Annotated in this window: 22 protein-coding genes; 16 read left to right on the top strand and 6 right to left on the bottom strand. The window is 35.5% G+C overall.

The features are described from left to right. Positions 1-64: 64 nt before the first annotated feature. The 3 genes from CLV90_RS17805 (at position 65) to CLV90_RS17795 (ending at position 4265) form a co-directional block, all read left to right on the top strand. Positions 65-931 (top strand): prephenate dehydrogenase, encoded by an 867-nt coding sequence (locus CLV90_RS17805; protein WP_208295143.1) that lies wholly within the window; start codon positions 65-67, stop codon positions 929-931. 5 nt (positions 932-936) lie between these two features. Further along, positions 937-2019 carry a bifunctional 3-deoxy-7-phosphoheptulonate synthase/chorismate mutase type II gene (locus CLV90_RS17800; RefSeq protein WP_133688868.1) on the top strand — a complete coding sequence of 361 codons (1083 nt, stop codon included), beginning with the start codon at positions 937-939 and terminating at the stop codon, positions 2017-2019. 155 nt (positions 2020-2174) lie between these two features. Beyond that, on the top strand, positions 2175-4265 hold the full coding sequence (locus CLV90_RS17795) for an OmpA family protein (RefSeq protein ID WP_133688867.1): 2091 nt from the start codon (positions 2175-2177) through the stop codon (positions 4263-4265). Positions 4266-4325: 60 nt separating this feature from the next. Here the strand turns inward: CLV90_RS17795 and CLV90_RS17790 are convergent, their stop codons facing one another. After that, the gene (locus CLV90_RS17790) at positions 4326-4766 is read right to left on the bottom strand and encodes a hypothetical protein (RefSeq protein WP_133688866.1); all 441 of its coding nucleotides are present in this window, start codon (positions 4764-4766) and stop codon (positions 4326-4328) included. Between the two features lie 190 nt (positions 4767-4956). Further along, positions 4957-5769: a hypothetical protein gene (locus CLV90_RS17785; protein WP_133688865.1), complete on the bottom strand. Its 813-nt coding sequence runs from the start codon at positions 5767-5769 to the stop codon at positions 4957-4959. Positions 5770-5866: 97 nt separating this feature from the next. Here CLV90_RS17785 and rsgA point away from each other — a divergent pair, with 97 nt between their 5' ends. The 10 genes from rsgA (at position 5867) to CLV90_RS17730 (ending at position 15172) form a co-directional block, all read left to right on the top strand. After that, a complete protein-coding gene (rsgA, locus tag CLV90_RS17780; RefSeq protein WP_133688864.1) occupies positions 5867-6820 on the top strand; it encodes a ribosome small subunit-dependent GTPase A in 954 nt (317 codons plus the stop codon). Continuing rightward, positions 6817-7269: a D-aminoacyl-tRNA deacylase gene (gene dtd, locus CLV90_RS17775; RefSeq protein WP_133688863.1), complete on the top strand. Its 453-nt coding sequence runs from the start codon at positions 6817-6819 to the stop codon at positions 7267-7269. Before rsgA ends, dtd begins: the two co-directional genes overlap by 4 nt. After that, positions 7269-7595, top strand: a complete 327-nt coding sequence (locus tag CLV90_RS17770) for a nucleotide pyrophosphohydrolase (protein WP_133688862.1) — start codon at positions 7269-7271, stop codon at positions 7593-7595. Before dtd ends, CLV90_RS17770 begins: the two co-directional genes overlap by 1 nt. Positions 7596-7632: 37 nt before the next feature. Further along, a complete protein-coding gene (locus tag CLV90_RS17765) occupies positions 7633-8862 on the top strand; it encodes a 3-phosphoshikimate 1-carboxyvinyltransferase (RefSeq protein WP_133688861.1) in 1230 nt (409 codons plus the stop codon). 79 nt (positions 8863-8941) lie between these two features. Then, positions 8942-9991: a tRNA preQ1(34) S-adenosylmethionine ribosyltransferase-isomerase QueA gene (gene queA, locus CLV90_RS17760; protein WP_133688860.1), complete on the top strand. Its 1050-nt coding sequence runs from the start codon at positions 8942-8944 to the stop codon at positions 9989-9991. A gap of 104 nt (positions 9992-10095) precedes the next feature. Beyond that, positions 10096-11139, top strand: coding sequence for a 23S rRNA (adenine(2503)-C(2))-methyltransferase RlmN (gene rlmN / locus CLV90_RS17755; RefSeq protein ID WP_133688859.1), 1044 nt, complete (start codon positions 10096-10098; stop codon positions 11137-11139). Between the two features lie 443 nt (positions 11140-11582). Next, the gene (locus CLV90_RS17745; RefSeq protein WP_133688857.1) at positions 11583-12560 is read left to right on the top strand and encodes a polyprenyl synthetase family protein; all 978 of its coding nucleotides are present in this window, start codon (positions 11583-11585) and stop codon (positions 12558-12560) included. 146 nt (positions 12561-12706) lie between these two features. After that, positions 12707-13270 carry an RNA polymerase sigma factor gene (locus CLV90_RS17740; RefSeq protein WP_133688856.1) on the top strand — a complete coding sequence of 188 codons (564 nt, stop codon included), beginning with the start codon at positions 12707-12709 and terminating at the stop codon, positions 13268-13270. Continuing rightward, positions 13257-14000: a hypothetical protein gene (locus CLV90_RS17735; RefSeq protein WP_133688855.1), complete on the top strand. Its 744-nt coding sequence runs from the start codon at positions 13257-13259 to the stop codon at positions 13998-14000. Before CLV90_RS17740 ends, CLV90_RS17735 begins: the two co-directional genes overlap by 14 nt. A gap of 89 nt (positions 14001-14089) precedes the next feature. Continuing rightward, complete coding sequence (locus CLV90_RS17730) at positions 14090-15172, top strand: hypothetical protein (RefSeq protein ID WP_133688854.1); 1083 nt, start codon at positions 14090-14092, stop codon at positions 15170-15172. A gap of 58 nt (positions 15173-15230) precedes the next feature. Here CLV90_RS17730 and CLV90_RS17725 read toward each other — a convergent pair whose 3' ends face one another. Continuing rightward, positions 15231-15482: a zinc-ribbon domain-containing protein gene (locus CLV90_RS17725; protein WP_133688853.1), complete on the bottom strand. Its 252-nt coding sequence runs from the start codon at positions 15480-15482 to the stop codon at positions 15231-15233. Positions 15483-15854: 372 nt separating this feature from the next. Here CLV90_RS17725 and dnaG point away from each other — a divergent pair, with 372 nt between their 5' ends. After that, positions 15855-17840, top strand: a complete 1986-nt coding sequence (gene dnaG, locus CLV90_RS17720; RefSeq protein WP_133688852.1) for a DNA primase — start codon at positions 15855-15857, stop codon at positions 17838-17840. 72 nt (positions 17841-17912) lie between these two features. Here dnaG and CLV90_RS17715 read toward each other — a convergent pair whose 3' ends face one another. Both CLV90_RS17715 and nadE read right to left on the bottom strand, forming a co-directional pair. Beyond that, positions 17913-18542, bottom strand: coding sequence for a response regulator (locus CLV90_RS17715; protein ID WP_133688851.1), 630 nt, complete (start codon positions 18540-18542; stop codon positions 17913-17915). A 166-nt stretch (positions 18543-18708) separates the two neighbouring features. Then, positions 18709-19497, bottom strand: coding sequence for an NAD(+) synthase (gene nadE / locus CLV90_RS17710; protein ID WP_133688850.1), 789 nt, complete (start codon positions 19495-19497; stop codon positions 18709-18711). 70 nt (positions 19498-19567) lie between these two features. On the opposite strand from nadE, the gene gldB reads away from it, so the two are divergent. Next, complete coding sequence (gene gldB, locus CLV90_RS17705; RefSeq protein WP_133688946.1) at positions 19568-20545, top strand: gliding motility lipoprotein GldB; 978 nt, start codon at positions 19568-19570, stop codon at positions 20543-20545. Continuing rightward, positions 20546-20887, top strand: coding sequence for a gliding motility protein GldC (gldC, locus tag CLV90_RS17700; RefSeq protein WP_133688849.1), 342 nt, complete (start codon positions 20546-20548; stop codon positions 20885-20887). It begins immediately after the preceding gene. Here the strand turns inward: gldC and CLV90_RS17695 are convergent. Continuing rightward, positions 20884-21543: a hypothetical protein gene (locus CLV90_RS17695; RefSeq protein WP_133688848.1), complete on the bottom strand. Its 660-nt coding sequence runs from the start codon at positions 21541-21543 to the stop codon at positions 20884-20886. The two genes, gldC and CLV90_RS17695, sit on opposite strands and share 4 nt — an antisense overlap. Positions 21544-22495 lie beyond the last annotated feature (952 nt).

The raw sequence follows: 22495 nt of genomic DNA, 5'->3' as shown, positions 1-22495 counted from the left end.
AACGGCGATCAACTAAAGTGAAGTAAAAACTATAACCATCTTTTAGAATGGTTAGCAGATGATTATGAATGTATTTGTAATAGGTATCGGTTTAATAGGAGGTTCTTTGGCAAAAGATATAAAGTCTGCCTTTGACAATGTTACCGTTTATGGCGTAGAATCTAATGAAGCAAATTTAGCCGAGGCATTGACTTTGGGTATCATTGATAAGAAAGCGACCTATCAAGATTTGCAATTGGCAGATATGGTTATTGTAAGCATACCTGTAGATGTTATGATTACTGAGCTTCCGGTAATATTGGATGCTGTTCATGAAGACTGTGTAGTTTTTGATGTAGGGTCGACCAAATCCTTAATCTGTAAGGTGTTAGAGAATCATCCAAAGAGAAGAAACTTTTTAGCGTGCCACCCTATTGCCGGAACAGAATTCTCTGGTCCGTCTGCAGCGATAAACAATTTGTTCAAAGACAAAACGAATATTATTTGCGAGGTAGAGCTAACGGCTTTTAAATTGCAAGAGAGGGCTTTAAAAGTTTTTCAGGTCATTGGTATGCGAATTCGATATATGAACCCTGTAGCCCATGATAAGCACATTGCTTATGTATCTCATTTATCGCACATAAGTGCATTTATGTTGGGTAAAACAGTAATTGAAAAAGAAAAGAACGAACGCGATATTTTCGATATGGCGGGTAGTGGATTCGAGAGTACGGTGCGTTTGGCAAAAAGTTCACCAGCCATGTGGACACCCATTTTCAAACAGAATAAAGATAATGTAGTTGAAACATTAGAGGAGTATATTCAAAATTTAACGGCATTTAAAGAAATGTTGTTAAACGATGATTACGAGGGCATTTATAATGAAATGAACAATACGAATAAGATTAAAGGAATATTAAATAGGAATACCGTTAAACAAGAAATAGAATAATTAAAATGGAAAATTCAAAACAAATGAGAACATGGTTGGATGATTTAAAGCTAGACCATCCACTAGTAATAGCAGGGCCATGTAGTGCGGAAACAGAGGAACAAGTGCTACGTATAGCACACTCCTTAAAAGATACCGATGTAAATTATTACAGAGCCGGTATCTGGAAACCACGTACTCGCCCAGGAAATTTTGAAGGAGTAGGCGCTTTGGGCCTTAAATGGCTTCAAAAAGTTAAGGCTGAAACAGGTATGAAAACTGCAACAGAGGTTGCTAACCGTGCGCACGTTGAATTGGCTTTAGAGCATGATATCGATTTGTTATGGATCGGAGCAAGATCAACTGTTAGTCCGTTTATTATGCAGGAATTGGCAGATGCATTAAAAGGTACCGATAAGATTGTATTGGTGAAGAATCCAGTAAATCCAGATTTAGCTTTGTGGTTAGGTGGTATCGAAAGATTGCACACTGCAGGTATCAAAAGATTAGGGGCAATTCATAGAGGATTTTCTACTTACGAAAAAACGAAGTATAGAAATATACCAGAATGGCAAATGGCCATTGATTTCAAGAACAAATTTCCAGATTTACCTTTAATAAACGATCCTTCGCATATTACAGGTAATAGGGATATGATTTTTGATGTTTCGCAAACTGCCTTAGATTTGAATTTTGACGGGTTAATGATTGAAACACACCATGATCCAGATAATGCTTGGAGTGATGCTGCACAACAAGTTACACCAGATAAATTGGTGCAGATCATGAGAGATCTTAAAATTAGAAAAGAAAGTGATCCAGAAGCAGAGTACAATTCTCAGTTGAGTAATTTAAGAGCTCAAATTGATGTTATTGACAGTCAGCTTATTGAGACTTTAGGTAAAAGAATGAAAGTTTCTGACGGTATAGGTGAACTTAAAAAGCAGAAAAACGTTGCCGTTCTTCAATCTAATAGATGGAATCAGATTTTAGGAGCTATGATTTTAGAAGGGGAAAGTAAAGGACTAAGTGAAGAGTTTATTCTTCGTATGTTCAAAGCTATTCACCAAGAATCTATAAATCATCAAGAAAAGATAGTGAACGCTTAAGGTTAACTTAACTTTATACCTAAAAAACATCCGTAATATGCGGATGTTTTTTTTAGCTTAATTTTTAAATAGTAAGAAAAGTAGTACGTAATAACAATATACCCCAATATGTATCGTTTAGGGGACTAAAGAACCATTTTAACCAAACCTGAAGTATGAAAAAAGTAGTTTTAGTTGCCATTCTGTTGGTCGCATCACTATCAGCAAAAGCACAATCTTATATCGGCTATTTAACCGATAACTATAGTGGAGTAAACGGCGTAATCTCTAACCCGGCAAACATTGCAGATTCTCGTTTTAAAACCGATATCAACTTGGTCGGTGCAAGTGGTTTTCTTGCCAATGATTATGTAGGTGTAGGGTATTCAGATTTAATATCAAGTGATTTTGAGTATGATGATGACGCCGTATTGTCGCTATCGGACAACAATAATTTTTCTGGCAATGTAGATGTATTAGGTCCGTCTTTTATGTTCAATATAGGCAGAACATCTTCTATAGCCGTTTTCACTAGGGCAAGAAGTTTTGTAACCGGTAATGAATTTAATGGTGAAAGTATAGATGATTTAGATGACAGCATTGATGAAAGTGAAGATTTTATAGTAAACGAAGGAGATTTCTTTGCGGCTGGGCATGGCTGGGCTGAAGTAGGTATTACCTACGCCCAAGAATTGATGAATAAAGACGCGCATTTTTTAAAAGGTGGTCTTTCATTAAAATATTTAAAAGGATTTGGTAACGCATATGTAACCGGTAGAAATGTAACTATCGATTATGATGCTGACGGTGCCACGTTACCAGATAGTTCCACTATAGGTACATTGGAATCTACGGGAGATTTAATTTATGGTCGTGCAGATGATTATGATGATGACAACTATGATTATGAAGTGCCAGATGCAAACGGATTCGGTTTTGATCTTGGTTTCGTTTATGAGTGGAGACCAGATTACGAAGATTATGTAGTAACAGGTGCTGACGGAGAAAAAACAGTGATGAAAGATAAAAACAAGTACAAACTTAAATTTGGTTTGTCGCTTACAGATGTTGGTTCAGTAAATTATAAAGGAAGTTTAGTAGATAATTATAACATCAACAATACTATTACCCAAGATGATTATGATAATATAGAAGATTCTGATGATTTACAGAACCTATATACGTTTACACAAGCTACAGAAGCTATAAAAGCTGGTTTGCCGACTGCACTTCATTTTAATGCAGATTGGAATATTAAAAATAACTTTTATTTGAATTTCAATACAGATGTATCTATGCGTTCTGCAGGTGAAAACAACCTAAGAACAGCAAATGTTTTTTCGTTGACGCCACGTTTTGAGAGCAAGTGGTTCAGTTTCTATTTACCGGTAAGCAGCTACCAATATAGTGGCTTGCAAGTAGGAGCAGGTTTACGTGCCGGTCCACTTTATATTGGTTCAGGTTCGTTGATATCTACATTTACAAAGAATGAAATTCAAGGTGCTGATGTTTACGCGGGTTTAAAAGTACCAGTTTATTATGGTCAGCCTAAAGATTCTGATGGTGATGGTATACCGAATAAAGAAGATGGTTGTCCTAAAAAAGCAGGACCAATTGAAAATAACGGTTGCCCATGGGGAGATACTGATGGAGATTCTGTTTTAGATAATGAGGATAAATGTCCAGAAGAAGCAGGGCCAGCAGAAAACAACGGATGCCCATGGGTAGATTCTGATGGCGATACGATATTGGATAACGAAGATCAATGTCCAGATGAGGCAGGACCAGTAGAGAATAATGGTTGCCCTTGGGCAGATTCTGATGGAGATTCTGTTTTAGATAAAGATGATGAATGCCCTAATGAAATGGGTACGGTTGCAAACAAAGGTTGTCCAGAGCCAGTAGTTACCGCTGAGGTTCAAAAGTCATTGAACGAGTATGCCAAAACAATTTTGTTTACGACTGGAAAATCTACGCTTAAAGATGAATCTACACCAGTGTTAGTAGATATTATTGGGATATTGAATGAATACCCAAATGCTAACTTCACAATTGAAGGGCATACCGACAGTATAGGTTCTGAAGCTACCAATCAAAAATTATCAGAGAAGAGAGCACAAGCCGTATTGCAATTTTTAATTAATGGTGGTATTTCACCAACAAGATTAACTGCTATCGGTTATGGGGAAAGTAAACCAATCGCTACCAACATGTACAAAGATGGTAGACAGAAAAATAGACGCGTTGAAATAAATTTGGCACAGTAGTCTTAAGAAAATAAAAATGGAAAGCCCGGCATGTACCGGGCTTTTTTATGACTATTAGTTTTATCTTTTAAAGATGTATCGGGTAATGAAAATACCTTGTCCGTCTGTATTACCGGCATCTGCTTCAACACCGCTGGTAACAAAAACAAGCTCCCAACCATTTTTGGTCATATCACTTAATTTAGAAGAGATGAGCGCATCATTGGCAGCAATGTTCTGAAAACGAATACCCGCAACATTATAAAAGTTAAGCAATTTTGTTTCTTCAAAATCCTTAACTCTAATGTTTCCACGTTTAGATTTGTTTCTGGTATTGTCCTCCTCGGTTTGCTCTGATGTAAATTCCTTGAAATCCCTATCTGCATTTGCATCAATGATACGTGATCTCCCTAATCCGCTAGGGACAATAGATTCTACGCTGGTAATAACTTTGTATTCTTGTGCTGTAATTGTGGTGATTCCTAAAAGGGCAATAAAACTCAATAAAATAATTTTTTTCATGATAGTGGTTTTAAAAATTGATTGTTCATTGTGCTATGAAAGTATACTCTTAAATGAAGAATGCAAAGAATTGAACATCATATAAATGTAAAATGATACGAAACCCTTAAAAAAATCTACCAGAAATCCATAGTCAAAAAAAGACCCGATACTTTTGGTATCAGGTCTTTATATAAAATATGTTATTTTTCTATTGAATAGAGAAATCAAAAACCGATTGGTTCTCTCTGCCTTGAGGAACTTGACCTTGGTAAATAAAGCAATATTCACCTGGCTCTAATGAATCAGGAGTAACTTTGAATTTATTTCCTTCAATTTCCTCGATAGCGAAGTTAAGGGCGTACTTAGGGTCTATACCACTACTACTAGTGATCCAGCTACTTTTACCTGTAATAACTTCTCTAAGATTCTTTTTCTCTTTTACGGTAAGTTTTACCAAAACAAACTCGTTAGGGTTACTTGCCATTCTAAACCACCAGTTAAAAATACCCGCATCGCTACCTTGGTTGTTTTGCATGTTATCTACCTGAGTAACACTAGGGTCAAAAATAAAGGTGAATTCTGGCTGACTTTGACGAATAACATTATTAGATTGAGTTTTCGGTAATTGAGCTTTCTGTTTTGCGTTGATTAAACCAGAAACTAATTTCTGTGCAACTTGATTAGAGTTTGCTCCAGAAAATACACTTGGCTGAACCAATTTGTCTTCACCACTAGCATCTGTAAAATAAATACCAGTTTTAGACATTGTATTTTGTTTTGACTTATCCATAATTAAAGACAAAACCTCAGAAGAAACTCCAGCATTTTTCATTTGCCCAAGAGCGGTAATAGATGCATCGAACTTAACATCAGAAGTGTTTATTTTATCGATAATCATGTAATCATCGAAACCAAGCTCGACCATTTGTATTACAGATTCGTTGGTAATAGTTTCTTGGGCAATCCCAAAAGTGAATGCTGATAAAGTTAAAGTCAGCACAAATTTTTTAATGAATTTCATTTTCTTGATTTTGGTTGTTATTGTTCTAATTCCAAATTTATATTAATTTTTATATTTAAAGCAGTTACTTTGTATAAATGGAAGGTATTTTGGATAAATGGTAGGAATTGTTTACAAATCTACAGGAAGTTGGTATACTGTTAAGGCAGAAGATGGCGATTTCTATGAATGTAGAATAAAAGGAAAGTTTAGAATAAAAGGTATTAAAAGTACAAATCCGGTTGCGGTTGGTGACTCTGTGCGTTTTGAGGTAGAGACTACTGGCGATGATACCTTTGGTATTATTAATGAAATTGAAAAACGAAAAAATTATATCATTCGTAAGTCTGTTAACTTGTCGAAACAGACACATATCATCGCTGCAAATTTGGATCAGGTGTTTTTATTGATAACGTTGAATAACCCGCCGACCTACCCAGTTTTTATCGATAGATTTTTAATAACGGCAGAAGCATACGAAGTACCGGCAGTTTTACTTTTTAATAAAGTAGACACATATACACCAGAAGAGTTAGATGAAATCAAATTTTTAGCGGCCCTTTATCGTAAAATAGGATATATCTGTATTGGTATTTCTGCTTCAACAGGAAAAAATGTAGAAAAGGTACAAGAAATGATGTTAGGTAAGACTTCTATGTTTTCTGGACATTCTGGGGTTGGTAAATCTACCTTGGTAAATGCCATTGAGCCTAATTTAGATATTAAGACAAAACAAATTTCTAAGCAACATCTTCAGGGTCAGCATACCACAACTTTTGCTGAAATGTTCGATTTAAGTTTTAATGCACGTATTATAGATACACCCGGAATAAAAGGATTTGGTATTGTTGATATGGAAAAGGAGGAAATTGGCAACTATTTTCCAGAGTTTTTTAAATTGAAACAAGAATGCAAGTTTAATAATTGTATTCATGTAGATGAGCCAAAATGTGCCGTTAAAGATGCTTTAGAAACAGGTGATATAGCTTGGAGTAGGTATAACAGTTATTTACAGATGATCAAAGGCGAAGACGAGCATTATAGGGTAGATATACATGACGAAAAAAAATGAGAGCAGTAATACAGCGAGTTTCCAAAGCAAGTGTAACGGTTAATGAAGAAAAGATAAGCGCCATTGAAGAAGGTGTTTTAATTCTCATCGGCATTGAAAATGAAGATACCCAAGAAGATATTGATTGGCTTACAAATAAAATAGTTAACCTTAGAATTTTCAATGATGATATAGGAGTGATGAACAATTCTCTACTAGAAACAAACGGAGATGCTATTGTGGTAAGTCAGTTTACGCTACATGCCAGCACTAAAAAAGGAAATCGCCCATCTTATATAAAAGCGGCAAGACCAGAAGTAGCTATTCCGCTATACGAAGCTTTTATTTCAACTCTAGAATCAAAGATGAATAAGAAAGTAGGCACAGGTATATTCGGGGCAGATATGAAGGTGGAGTTATTGAATGATGGTCCTGTAACTATATTGATGGATACAAAAAATAAAGAGTAATGAACATTGAAAACGCACAACTAGAAGTAGATAATTGGATTAAGGAACATGGCGTTCGTTATTTTAACGAGCTTACCAATATGGCACAGCTAACAGAAGAAGTAGGGGAGGTCGCTAGAATTATTGCAAGACGCTACGGTGAACAAAGTGAAAAAGAATCTGATAAGAACAAAGATCTAGGCGAAGAATTGGCAGATGTAATGTTCGTGGTTTTATGTTTAGCAAATCAAACAGGTATCGATTTACAACAAGCTTTCGATAAAAAGTTAGATTTAAAAACAAAGCGAGATCATGACCGTCATCACAGTAATAAAAAGTTGAAATAGGCGTATATTTGGCGTTCTATTTTTAAAACTATACGCATTGAAACTTCACCTAACTGGTCCGTCAAATCATCAATTAAAAGATACTATAACTATAACAGGTTCTAAAAGTGAATCTAACCGTAGTTTATTATTGGCTGCATTATTCCCAGATATTAAAATAGAAAATATTTCAAATTCTGATGATGCCCAAGTCATGGCAAAAGGTTTGGAAATTTCAGAGGGTACGGTCGATATTCATCATGCTGGTACGGCAATGCGTTTTTTAACAGGTTATTTTTCTTCTCAAGAAGGTAAGGAAGTAATTCTTACCGGATCTAAAAGAATGACCGAAAGACCTATTAAGATTCTTGTTGATGCTTTAAGAACATTAGGAGCAGAAATATCTTATGTACAAGATGAAGGCTATCCACCTATAAAAATAAAAGGGCAACGTATTGTAAAAGATAAAGTAAGTCTGCCGGCAAATGTTAGTAGTCAGTATATTTCTTCTCTGTTGTTAATAGCACCAAGCTTAGAAAACGGATTAGAATTAGAGTTGGTAGGTAAAATTACTTCGGTACCGTATATTAAAATGACTTTAGCATTACTTGAAGAAATTGGTGTAGAAACTTCATTTGAGGATAATATCATCAAAGTGTCTTCTAAGTCTAAGGTAGCACCAACAATATTGGTGGTGGAGTCCGACTGGAGTTCAGCCTCTTATTTCTATGGTATTTGCGCACTTGCGGCACCAGGCACAGAAATAACCTTGTCTGCCTATAAAAAGAAAAGTCTTCAAGGTGATAGTGTACTTGCCGATATTTATGCGTCTTTTGGGGTAGAAACTACATTTGGCGAAAATAAGATCACCTTAAAAAAGACAGATAAAAAGGTGTTAGCTAAAAATGAATTTGATTTAGCCAACGCACCAGATATTGCACAAACTATTGCAGTTACTTGTTTCGGATTAGGGGTTGGTTGTCATTTAATAGGTCTGCACACCTTAAAAATTAAAGAAACAGATCGATTAGAAGCTTTACATACAGAGCTTTCTAAATTGGGGGCGAATATTTCGGTAACAGATAAAACACTTACCATTTTACCAACGTCTGAGATTAACGTAGATGTAGCTATAGATACGTATAACGACCATAGAATGGCAATGGCTTTTGCGCCTTTGGCAATGAAAACTCCACTTTTTGTGAACGATGCAGAGGTAGTATCTAAGTCGTATCCAGATTTTTGGAACGATCTAAAACAACTAGATTTCAGTATAAAAGAATTATAATTAGCTATTTACTTGACAAGGCCTATCTTCAGATTGTATATTTGCAGCCGCAATTTGCTGCATTAAATATAATAGCTACATGAAATTATCAAATTTTAGTTTTGAGCTTCCTAAAGAATTATTGGCGGAGCATCCTTCTGAAAATAGAGATGAGTCTAAATTAATGGTGATCCACAGAGATACCGGAAAAATTGAGCACAAGATGTTCAAAGACATGATCGACTATTTTGATGAGGGCGATGTAATGGTTCTAAACAATACTAAAGTTTTTCCTGCCCGTTTATACGGTAACAAGGAAAAAACAGGTGCGCGTATCGAAGTTTTTCTTTTACGTGAGTTGAACGAAGAGCAACGTCTTTGGGATGTTCTTGTAGATCCAGCACGTAAAATTCGTATTGGTAACAAACTATATTTTGGTGATGATGAAACATTGGTAGCTGAGGTTATCGATAATACTACCTCTAGAGGTAGAACATTACGTTTCTTATATGATGGTGCATATGTAGATTTTAGAAGAAAACTTAGAGAATTAGGCGAAACTCCGTTACCTAAATACATAAAAAGAGACGTTGAGCCAGAAGATGAAGGTCGTTATCAAACTATTTATGCAAAGCATGAAGGTGCAGTTGCCGCTCCAACGGCAGGTCTTCATTTTTCTAAACACTTACTAAAACGTTTAGAAATTAAAGGTGTTGATTTTGCAGAATTGACGTTACATGTTGGTTTAGGTACTTTCAACCCTGTAGAAGTTGAAGATCTTTCTAAGCATAAAATGGATAGCGAAGAGCTATTTATTGATGAGAAAGCTACAGATATTGTTAATAATGCTAAGAGAGAAAAACGTCGTATTTGTGCAGTAGGTACTACAGCAATGAGAGGTTTAGAAAGTGCTGTTTCATCTAAGCAAACGTTGAATACGTATGAAGGTTGGACGAATAAATTCATTTTTCCTCCATACGATTTTAGTATTGCAAATGCGATGATAACAAATTTTCACTTGCCAAAATCTACTTTATTGATGATGGTATCTGCATTTATGGGTCATGATTTAATGAATAAAGCTTACAAAGAGGCAATATTAGAAAGCTATAAGTTCTATTCTTATGGTGATGCTATGTTGATTATATAAGTTCAAAATACATCCTTTCTAAAAAGGAAGAATAATAAAATCCCGCTTTATCACATATTGAGAAAGCGGGATTTTTATCACTAGTAATACCTACCTTTAAAAAGATGGAAGAAATAAAGAAAAAAGATATTCGGGCACTAACGCGAGAGCAGCTTAGAGAATTCTTTGTTTCTAACGGTGACAAAGCTTTTCGTGGTAACCAGGTATATGAATGGTTATGGCAGAAAGCAGCGTATTCTTTTGATGTGATGACAAATCTATCAAAGGAAACTAGAGAAATGCTAGAAGCTAGTTTTGTAATCAACCATATTAAGGTAGATCTTATGCAGCGTAGTAGTGACGGTACAATTAAGAATGCCGTTCGTTTACATGACGATTTAATTGTAGAATCGGTGTTGATACCGACAAAGTCAAGAACCACTGCCTGTGTATCTAGTCAGGTAGGTTGTAGTTTAGACTGTAGGTTCTGTGCAACGTCTCGTTTAAAACGTATGCGAAATCTGAATCCCGATGAGATTTACGATCAAGTAGTTGCTATAGACAATGAAAGTCGCCTGTATTTCGAAAGACCATTGAGCAATATAGTTTTTATGGGGATGGGAGAGCCTTTAATGAACTACAATAATGTATTGAAGGCAATTGATAAGATTACTTCTCCTGACGGATTGGGTATGTCTCCAAAACGAATTACCGTTTCCACTTCTGGTGTACCTAAGTTAATTAAGAAAATGGCAGATGATGAGGTGAAATTCAAATTGGCAGTTTCCTTACATTCTGCTGTTGATGAAATAAGAACTTCAATTATGCCTTTCAATGCCAAGTTTACATTGAGCGACTTGCGAGAGTCTTTAGTATATTGGTACGAGAAAACAAAAAGCCGTATTACCTACGAATATGTAGTTTGGGACGGAATTAACGACACTCAAAAAGATGTCGATGCCTTGGTGGAATTCTGCCGTTTTGCACCATCTAAAGTAAATCTAATAGAATATAACCCTATTGATGATGGTGAGTTCAAGCAAGCCTCAAACTCAGCCATTGATCGCTATGTGAATACATTAGAGAAGAATAATATAGTCGTAACCGTTCGTCGTTCTAGAGGAAAGGATATCGATGCCGCATGTGGGCAGTTGGCTAATAAAAGTTAGAAGTACAAAGTATCAAGTACTAAGTCTTAAGTTAGAAGAGAGAAAATAGAGTATAGAAAATAGACTTGTTACGAAGTGTTATGTTTAGCAAAGCTAAACTTAGAAAATACAAAGTGTTAATAGAGTTATTACTATTGTAACATCTTAGTACTTTATACTGATTACCTAATACTAAAAAACGCGAAGCGTTTAAACCAACAACCAACAACCAACAACCAACAACCAACAACCAACAACCAACAACCAACAACCAACAACCAACAGCACTTTTGCATTTGAACTTGAACTTGAGTTTTGAACTTGAACTTACATTTCCAACAAACAACAACCCACATCTAATCCCTAACCACTAGCTCCTAATTACTCGAGAAACCATTATCTATCCTCCCAATTACTGTTAACTGCTAGCTTTTGACTAATTTTGGAGTCCAAATAAAGAGCAACTGAAAATAGTAGCACAAATAAAGGAACCTGTCTATCAGGAAATGGAGCTGTTTGAATCTAAGTTTAGAGATTCAATGACCTCTAAGGTTGCATTACTCAATAGAATTACTCATTACATCGTAAATCGTAAGGGGAAGCAAATGCGCCCTATGTTCGTATTTCTAACAGCCAAGTTGTTGAATGGTGGCGAGGTGAACGAGCGTACCTATCGTGGTGCATCGGTGATAGAATTGATACATACCGCAACATTGGTGCATGATGATGTGGTTGATGAAAGCAATAAACGCCGGGGATTCTTCTCAATAAATGCGCTGTGGAAAAATAAGATTGCCGTTTTGGTAGGTGATTATTTACTGTCTAAAGGTCTTTTGTTATCTATAGATAACGGAGATTTCGATTTGCTTAAAATTATCTCAGTTGCCGTTCGTGAGATGAGTGAGGGCGAATTATTACAGATAGAGAAAGCAAGGCGTCTAGATATTACCGAAGATGTGTATTATGACATCATCAGGCAAAAGACGGCAACGTTGATTGCAGCATGCTGTTCATTGGGTGCTTGTTCGGTTAAACCGGATAGTACAGATGTAGAAACTTTCAGGAAATTCGGAGAGCTCTGTGGTATGGCGTTTCAGATCAAAGATGACCTTTTTGATTATGGAACCAAACAAATTGGAAAGCCGACAGGTATCGATATTAAAGAGCAAAAAATGACGTTGCCCTTAATATACGCACTGAACCACTGTACCAAAAAAGAGAAAAGCTGGGTCATCAATTCCATCAAAAACCACAATAAGGATAAAAAGCGCGTCAAACAAGTTATCGGTTTTGTAAAAGACAAAGGCGGATTGGATTATGCAGTATCTAAAATGCTACAATATAGGGACGAGGCTTTAGAACTGCTAAGTACCTACCCTGATTCTGAGTATAAAAGTGCTTTAGAGTTGATGGTGAATTACGTGGTGGATCGTAAAAAGTAAATCCGTCAAAAAAAATAATCCTCTTTTTATTATTTTTAAGTATCTGTATTTCAGTATTTTAAAAATTAATTTTATTTTTTGTTTATCTTCAGGCAACTATATGTTCTTCTTCTGCGTCTATGTTAATAGAAGACCAAACCAATATTTTGAAAATTATACCTTTTTATAAAAACGAGCAGCAGCTCATTAAAAAAGCAACATCGGGTAACCGCGATGCGCAAGAGCGTTTGTATAAAAAACATGCTCCAAAAATGTTGAGTGTCTGCCGTCAGTATATAAAAGATATTCATTTCGCGGAAGATGTAATGGTGCAAGGTTTTCTGAAAATGTTCAATAAGCTAGATACGTTCAAGTTTGAAGGAAGTTTTGAAGGATGGTTGCGGCGGATAATGATACGAGAAAGCATCTCTTATTTAAGAAAGCAACAGTTTGTGGTATATGATGATGAGGTGTACGAGAAGAATCAATCTGAAGAAATATCGCAAAGTACCGATTTAGATACTGAGCATATTCAACAATTGATAGATGCTTTACCGCAAGGTTATAAAATGGTATTTGTGTTGTATAATGTAGAAGGGTATAAGCATAAAGAAATCGCAGAAATGCTCTCGATCACAGAGAGCACTTCAAAAACACAGTTATTAAAAGCCCGAAAATTGCTTCAAGAACAATTAAGGCAACAAAATAGTATAGGGTATGGAAACCGATAAATTCGAAAAACACATAAAGGCCAAGTTACAAGAGCGGGAGATAAATCCGTCAGAAAATGCTTGGTCAAAAATCTCATCAGAATTAAAAGATGATGATAGGAAGAAGAAACCTGTGTATTTGAGGATAGGTGTTGCCGCTAGCATAATAGTGCTGTTGGGTGTTGCATTATTTTATTTTAATGGAGCAAATGAGTTGAACGAATCACCAATAGAATTGGTAGAGACAGAAAACGAAAATAAGGTCGAAGAGGTAATCACTAAAGACCCAGTTCAAGAAGAACAAGTGGTTATTGTAGAAACAAATACAAAAACAGAAAGTACGACTGTTAAAAAGGAAGAGTATAAAATACCAGAAGTACAAGAGAACAAAACTTTAAATGATGCCGTTGAAATAGCAGTTGTTGAAAATGTACCTGGAGACCAATCTACTTCTAAATTAGAAGTATCAGACGAAATAATCAACTCAAAAGTAGCCGATATAGTAGCTCAAATAGATGTTTTAGAGCAGTATAGTACGGTTACCGATGCGGAAGTAGATTCGTTATTGAAACGTGCTCAAGATGAAATATTAAGAGATAAAATATTTAATACAGATAAATCTGTCGATGCAATGGCTTTGTTGACAGAGGTTGAAGAAGAACTTGATCAATCTTTCCGAGACCAAATTTTTAATTCTTTAAAAGCCGGATTCATAAAAGTGCGAACTGCAGTGGCAGACCGTAATAATTAATCAAACACAAATCGTTTTGTCCTTCATCTCTTTAAAAATTATAGGGACAGGGAGCGGAGTTTTATTCATCAATTAAAATCAAAATCGAAATGAGAACAATTACAATGTATTTAATCGTGATGCTGACCCTATTTATGGTGCATAATTCAGTAGCGCAAGAAGATTATCAAAAAACAGTTAATATTTTAAAAGAGCAAAAGCTAAGTGTAACAAGACAAGAAAAGGAAGCTTTAAAATTTGAAATAGCAGCGATTTCTAAAAGATTAGAGAAAGGCGAAATCACACAAGAAGCAGCAGATACCCTGAAAATGGAAGCGGCTGAAAAGCGAGCTTTAAATATTGAAGATAGAATTGCCATAATTGACAACAAAATTGCCTTATTAGAGCGAAATAATGGAGAGATAAAGGAATTAGACACCTTGAATTATAAGTTTGCTTTTCAAATCGGTTTCGGAGATGATGACGGTGACGATGCAAAGCTTTTCGGAATTCGACTTAATGAAAATCAGAATAGAAGAGAACCTATGTATGACAGAAGAACATATTCAGATTTGGTGGTTGCTGTTGGTCTTAATAATGCTATTGTAGAAGGGCAGTCTTTAAACGATTCACCATATAAAATAGGCGGTAGTAGATTTTTTGAAATGGGATGGCAATGGCGTACCAGAGTATTTAAAAATACGAATTTCTTAAGGTTTAATTACGGATTCTCATTTCAGTTTAATGGTTTAAAGCCTAAGGATAATCAGTATTTAGTGTCGTTAGAAAACGGACAATCAGAACTTCAAGAATTCGATTATGAGTTAGATAAGTCGAAATTCAGAATGGATAACCTCGTTTTTCCGATACATTTTGAATTTGGTCCATCCAAGTTGAAAACTACCGATAATACCATGCGATATTCTTTAAAAAATCAATTTAGAGTGGGAATAGGTAGCTATGGCGGATTTAATTTGGGGACACGTCAAAAGTTAAAATATAACCTTGACGGTGATAATGTAAAAGATAAGTTGAAGCGTAGTTATAATACCAATGATTTAATTTATGGTTTAAGTGCCTACGCAGGTGTAGATGGTGTTTTGTTCTATGTAAAATATGATTTGAATCCTATATTTAAAGATGCAGTTGTAGAGCAAAGAAACATTTCGTTAGGTCTTCGTTTCGACCTTTAATAAAAAATTCATCAATCAAATTAGCTGTGGTACCGTGTGTAAAAACCGGTTAGTACAGCTAATTATTTGTATTAGATAGTTCTCTGTTCATCTCTTCGGTAAACTCTTTTTCATAATACCCACGTTTACAATGGCTGCATTCTATTGTAGTCGTGCTAGATATTTTAAAGAGCTTTATCCAAAATATATGAAAATAGTTCTTTTGGGTGAACGCGGTTAAAGTCGCGCTTTGCTGGCAATATGGACATGTACTGTTAAAAAGTTTTTTAGTTTCAGGCTTTCCTGGTCTAGTGCCAAAGAATAGTATCATAATATAAAATTAGCGTTGTTCTTTGTGCTGTTTAATTTGGTTCTTATAAATGGATGTCACTTCGAGTGAATTTTGAGACCTTTTCGAGAACAAAATTAGTATCGAGAATTTTTCTTGTACTAAAGGTTTTCGATTCATCTTATTTTTTCAATAATAATATTTTCGAATAAAGTATTTGAATAGAAGTGCAAATTATTTTCTATCATACTATAAAACGATTAGATGCACTAATGTAATAAAATAGATATCTTTTTTTATAATTTAAAAAGCACATTCATTTTTGATTGCATATGTCAACCGCTTAAATTTTAATACTTTTATAAATTATTTAAAAACAGCGTTTCCCTCCTTTGGAGGGACTAAGGGAGGAATATGATTTCAAAAATTACCATAGATAAAGTATATGAAACTTCTCGTTTAGAAGAGGTTATTGGTGATTTTGTACAGCTAAAAAAATCGGGATCTAATTTTAAAGGACTTAGTCCTTTCTCTGACGAGAGATCACCAAGTTTTATGGTATCACCTGTAAAACAGATTTGGAAAGATTTCAGTAGTGGTAAAGGCGGTAATGTAGTCGCTTTTTTAATGGAGCATGAGCATTTTACGTATCCTGAGGCTATAAAATACTTAGCAAAGAAATATAATATTGAAGTAGAGGAGACCGAACAATCTAACGAACAAAAAGAACAAGCTAGCGAACGTGAGAGTATGTACCTGGTGTCTGAATTTGCCCAAACGCATTTTAAAGAAATGCTGTGGGAGTCAGAGTTGGGTAAGGCAATAGGACTTAGCTATTTTAAAGAACGTGGTTTTACAGATGAAACCATCAAGAAATTTGAGTTAGGGTATTGCCTAGATCAATGGGACGGATTTACAACAGCTGCTTTAGATAAAGGGTATAAACTAGAATACCTTGCTAAAACAGGATTGACCATAGTTAAGGAAGATCCTAATAACCCGAATGGATCACGAAAGTTCGACCGATTTAAAGGTCGGGTTATGTTTCCTATTCATTCTCTAAGTGGTCGTGTACTTGGTTTTGGCGGTCGTATTTTAACGAACGATAAAAAGGCAGCTAAATACCTGAATTCTCCCGAAAGTGACATCTACCATAAGAGTAAGGTACTTTATGGTATTTACCATGCTAAGCAATCTATTGCTAAAGAAGATAATTGCTATTTGGTAGAAGGGTATACCGATGTAATTCAATTTGTACAACGCGGTATTAATAACGTAGTATCCTCAAGTGGTACGGCATTGACGCCAGAGCAAATTAGGCTCATTAATAGATTGACCAAAAATATTACGGTATTATTTGATGGGGATGCGGCAGGTTTACGAGCATCGCTACGTGGTATTGATCTTATTTTGGAACAAGGTATGAATGTGCGGGTTTGTACATTCCCGGAAGGAGAAGATCCAGACAGTTTTGCCAAAAATAATGAGTTAGAAGATGTCATGAACTATCTTAATGACAACTCAAAAGATTTTATTCAGTTTAAGGCATCGCTTCTTGTGAAAGAGGCAAATAACGATCCAATAAAGAGAGCAGATACGGTAAGGGATATCGTGAACAGTATTGCTAAGATTCCCGACCGTATTCAAAAAGAAATTTATATACAAGAGTGTGCCCAGATCATGAATATTTCTGAGGCGGTTTTGTACAACACACTTGCTCAAATTGGTAAGAAAGAAGAGAAGAATATACAAGCAACGCCAAAAGAAGAGCAAAAAGCTTTTGATGTTGTTCGTAATACGGATGAGCAGAAAGAAGAAAAAGTAGATGTACAATATTTGTTAGAGCGAAAAATTATTGAATCGCTAATGTTGTACGGAAACCACAAAGAGCAGTTTGAAGACCTTGTGCTAAAAGAAAATGAAGCAGGAGATTTGGTGTTAGAGCCAGAGTTGTCTGAAATTAAGGTTTATGAGAAAATCTATTTAGATCTTCAAGAAGATGAAATAGAATTGGCCAATGAAGATTTTCGTAATATGTATTCAAGGCTGATTGAAGCCTTAAATGAAAAAGAAGAATTTTCGATTACCAATTTTGTCAATGGTTTAGAGCAAGAGATGGCGAACCAGATTTCTTCTATTTTAATGGAAGAGGAACGGTATAAGTTAGACGACTGGGAGCGTAAAGAAATTTTCCCAAAGAGTAAAGAAATAGGTGTTGCGCAGTTGGTAAGTGAGACGATACTTACGTTACGCTGCTTTTTAATAAAAAAGAGAATGAATACTTTGCAAAATACTACTCAAGAACCTAATAGGGATAATAGAGAGGCATTAGAGGAGATTATGAACTATATACAGTTGAATAAATTACTGAATCAGAAATTGAATAGGGTTTTATCATAGTATAAAAATAGAGTGCATAAAAAAAGACCTACTTTAAGCAGGTCTTTTTTATTATTTGCCAGTTGTAAGAATTTAGTACAATTCTAAGGCTTTAGCCTGTTGTAATAAATCGACCATATTGTCTACATTTAATTTTTTCATTAAACGAGCTTTGTAGGTACTAACTGTTTTTTCATTTAGGTTCAATCCTAATGCAACTTCTTTGTTACGTTTACCACTAGCTAAAAGTTTTAAAACTTCTATTTCTCTAGTAGAAAGTTTTCTAAAGAACCTTCTAGGTTTTTTAGTTCCTTCATCAAAAGCAAGACGTTGTGCAAGTTCGTTTGTTATGAACATGCTACCTTCACTTACTTTAGTTACTGCTGCAGTAATATATTCTACACCAGATGATTTTGATAAATATCCGAAAGCACCGGCTCTAATCGCACTTAAGGCATAAACATCTTCAGATTGACCGCTGTACATAAGAACTTTTACGTCTGCGTAATCTTTTTTAATTCTGCGTAATGCTGCTATTCCGTTAACATCAGGAATATCCATTTCTAGCATGACCACATCGGGGGTTGTGTCTTTAAGTTTTTCAAAAAGTTCTTCGGTAGTAGCTACCTCATCGATCAATTCAAATCCCTCAGCGGATTCTAGAGCCTTCCTAACTCCCATTCTAATGATGGGGTGGTTATCCGCTATTAAAACTTTGATCATTAATTGTTTTTTTATATAGATTTCAGAACCTATTCTTGTCTGAAAAGACAACATGCAATGTAAGGCTTAAAATTCTAAATTAGAAGTCAAAGTTGCATTATTTTACTATTAACGTAAAATTTTAGACTTTATTTTCGATTTAATACCTTGATTCTTAGTTGAGTTGTTATTTTAACTGTTTTGGAATCTCACAAACGGGTATTGGCAACATCTTATGTTGGTTCATGGTATGTAATCTTGTAAAGATAGTGAAAACTTCCTTTTTTCTTCCTTCAAAGTCATCAACTGTTTTGCCTTCGTCTTTCATGTCCATTGCCCATTCTAGCTCAGGATACGAAGCACCTATTTGGTCTTCATCTGTTCTATCATCGCCCCACAATCCATCAGTTGGTGCAGCACTGATTATCTCTTCATTTATGCCTAAAACCTTTGCTATGGCATAAACTTCGGTTTTCATTAAATCTGCGATCGGACTCAAATCTACACCACCATCTCCGTACTTGGTGTAAAATCCTACCCCAAAATCCTCGACCTTATTTCCAGTTCCGGCTACAAGGTAGCGTTCAAGTGCAGCAAAATAGTATAAGCTAGTCATACGTAAACGAGCTCGTGTATTTGCCAAAGACATAAATCTGTCCTCTTCGTTATGAACAGCTGGTAAAGTAGCAACCAAACTGTCGAAAACCGGTGTAAGGTTAACCGGTTGTCTTTTTACATTCTTAAAGTTCTCTTGTAACCACTCAATATGGCGAGATGCACGATTGCTTTGATTCTCGGCTTGGTGAATCGGCATTTCTAAACAAAGAAGGTCTAAACCTGTCTTAGCGCATAGGGTAGAAGTAACTGCAGAGTCAATTCCGCCAGATATACCAATGACAAAACCTTTCTGTTTTGCGTTGGTAGCATAATCCTTTAACCAATTAACAATGTGCTCAATTACCTTTTCCGTTTGCATACCGTTCTAATTATTTAGTAAAATCAATTAACTTTGCCATAAAAATAAGTTGAACGCTGTGAATAATAAAATGTATTGTAAAATACTTGACAAGGTCAAACCTATTTTTATACTATTATCAGTTTTTTTCATTCTTTCTAGCTGTAATGATAGTGATAAGGTAACCGAAGAGATAGCTGCTATACCAGTAGATCTTAAAATTTCTAGATTTGATCGTGAGTTTGCCTCCTCGGGTAAGGAGGGATTGTCGGCTTTGCGTAGAAAGTATCCATATTTGTTTCCGGCACCTGATAGTGTTTGGATCGCCAAAATGAACGATTCTCTTCAAATTGAATTATTTCAAGAAGTGGGTAATGCTTTTCGCAGTTTTGAAGATGAAGAAGAAGGGTTGGTACAATTGTTCAAACACATCAAATATTATTTTCCAGAATACAAAACGCCAAAAGTACTTACCGTTACCAATGATGTTGATTATAATAATAGAATCATTTTAACCGATAGTTTATTATTTATCAGTCTTGATAATTATTTAGGTTCTGAACACAAGTATTACGGTGGTTTTCAGCGTTACATAGCACAGTCTTTAGACCGTAATTTTTTAGTGAGCGATGTTGCCAGTTCTTTTGCCAAGCAAGTAGTGCCAAGACCTAGAGACCGTACATATCTTGCTCGAATGGTTTATTTCGGTAAAGAATTATATCTTAAAGATAAGTTGATGCCCGAGGCCAGCGATGCAAAAAAAATAGGGTATTCTCAAGAAGAAATAGACTGGGCTTTAGCAAATGAGGAGCCAATATGGAGAAATTTTATAGAGAACGAATATCTATATAGCACGGATAACAAATTAAATCAACGATTTTTAGAACCAGCCCCATTTTCTAAATTCGGATTAGAGTTGGATAATGAGTCGCCAGGTAGGCTTGGTCGTTATATAGGTTGGCAAATTGTGCGTGCCTTTATGGAAAATAATGATGTAAGCATGATGCAGTTAATGCCGATGCCTGCAGATGAAATATTTAAGAAATCAAATTACAAACCGAGAAATTAGATGGCAGATTTACATACTTCAGAAATTACACTGCGCGTAGGATTAGATGAAAATAGAATTCCGGAAACATTAAACTGGTCTGCACAAGACGGTGGTATAGAGAACGAAGCCGCTAAGGCAATGTTATTATCCGTTTGGGACAGCAAGAATCAGGAGTCTTTAAAAATTGACTTGTGGACAAAAGATATGCCTGTTGATGAAATGAAGACTTTCTTTCATCAAACATTGGTTTCTTTGACCGATACTTTTCAAAAGGCAACACAAGACGATAAAATGACGGCTACCATGAAAGATTTTTGTGATTACTTTGCTGAAAACCTAAATCTTAAAGAAAAAGACTAAGCTGTTTTCAACTTCTTTTTTCCTTTTGTTTTTTTAATCCAGTAGACAATATAGATAGTTCCTAAAACGGACGGAGTCATCCATGCCCAAAGGGTGTCTTGGTGCATACCGGCAACTATAAATGCGGTAACCGAGGCTATAAGTGCACCTAATATTCTACTAAGGTGGTTTATAAGCCAAAGCTTCCTGTTTTCTAATGTGGTTCTAAATAGTTTATAATCTCCATAAGGTAGAAACAGACCTATAATTCCGAAGAACAGAAAAAGAATGCTTTGCGAATAGCCATTTAGGAGTCCGGTAATACCAAAGCCAATCATTAACAAAGCCGATAAAGCCATAATGCCAGAAACCAATTTATCGGTCAAATTTGCTTTTGTTTTTTTGACAGTTTTAAATGTCAGCGCTCTATTACCCGCTAACACCATATAAATAGTAAAAATACCGATCAAGAATAAAAAGGTATTGATGTGGTTGGGCATTCTCGCAATCACCAAAGATATAGCAGAACTAATAATCATAGACCAAGAAAACCATTTTCCAAGACGCTTATGGTTAAGTTGACCTTTTTTTACGACAATACTCGCAATACCGGTAATAAGCCCCACACCACCAAAAAAGGCATGTATGTAAATGAAAATTTCAATGATAGTTTCCATGGTTAGGTTGGTTTTATGTTACTCAAAGATGGAGGAATTATTCTTTGGAAAATAAGTTAAGTTACTCAATTGTAAGTTTTGGGCGCTGAGTTGGGAGAAGAGAAGTACGAGGTTTGAGGTACAGGGTATTAAGTACTAAGTATTAAGTAAAAAGAATACGTCATTGCGAGGAGCTTTTTCGCAACGTGGCAATCTGTTGCACCCAAAGTAACTAAGTGAGTTGTCAGTACCATTGTCAGTCTGAGCGCAGTCGAAGACCTTTGCGTGTCCCATTCCCTTCGACTGCGCTCAGGATGACATCGCGTTTTGTTACAGTAAAGAGTATTAAGGACTTAGTCTTATGTAAAAAGTATACGCCATCGCGAGGAGCTTTTTTGCGCCGTCGAAATCGGTAGCATTAATATTATCAATGTCAGTTCGAGTGGTTTTATGATGTAGCATAGCGGAAACATAAAATTGTATCAGAACAGGTTCGATACATGCAAAGATTCTCGATATAAATTAGTACCATTGTCGGTCTGAGCGCAGTCGAAGACCCATGTGTGTTCCATTCCCTTCGACTGCGCTCAGGGTGACAGCGCGTTTTGCTATGGCAAAGAGTATTAAGTAAAAAGTACTAAGTCTTAAGTAAAAGAATACGTCATTGCGAGGAGCTTTTTCGCGACGTGGCAATCTAGTTGTTTTAAGTAGGTGTTCCAAATGGTTCTCGATACCCTCTTACTTGGCGGGCAGACATTTTTAATTCAATGAAAAAATTGAATTAAAAACCACTCGAACTGACAGTAGAGAAACTGAGAAAAATAATTTTTAGAATAATCAGTGTTGCTTGCACTTCCCAAATCCAAATAATTTAACTTTTGCTAATTGCTAATTGCTAATTGCTAATTGCTAATTGCTAATTGCTAATTGCTAATTGCTAATTGCTAATTGCTAATTGCTAATTGCTAATTGC

Origin of the sequence: Maribacter spongiicola (genome assembly GCF_004364165.1) — a bacterium.
Lineage (GTDB): Bacteria > Bacteroidota > Bacteroidia > Flavobacteriales > Flavobacteriaceae > Maribacter > Maribacter spongiicola.
The sequence above is the reverse complement of the archived record's forward strand: the minus strand, read 5'-3'. Positions and strand labels throughout refer to the sequence as shown.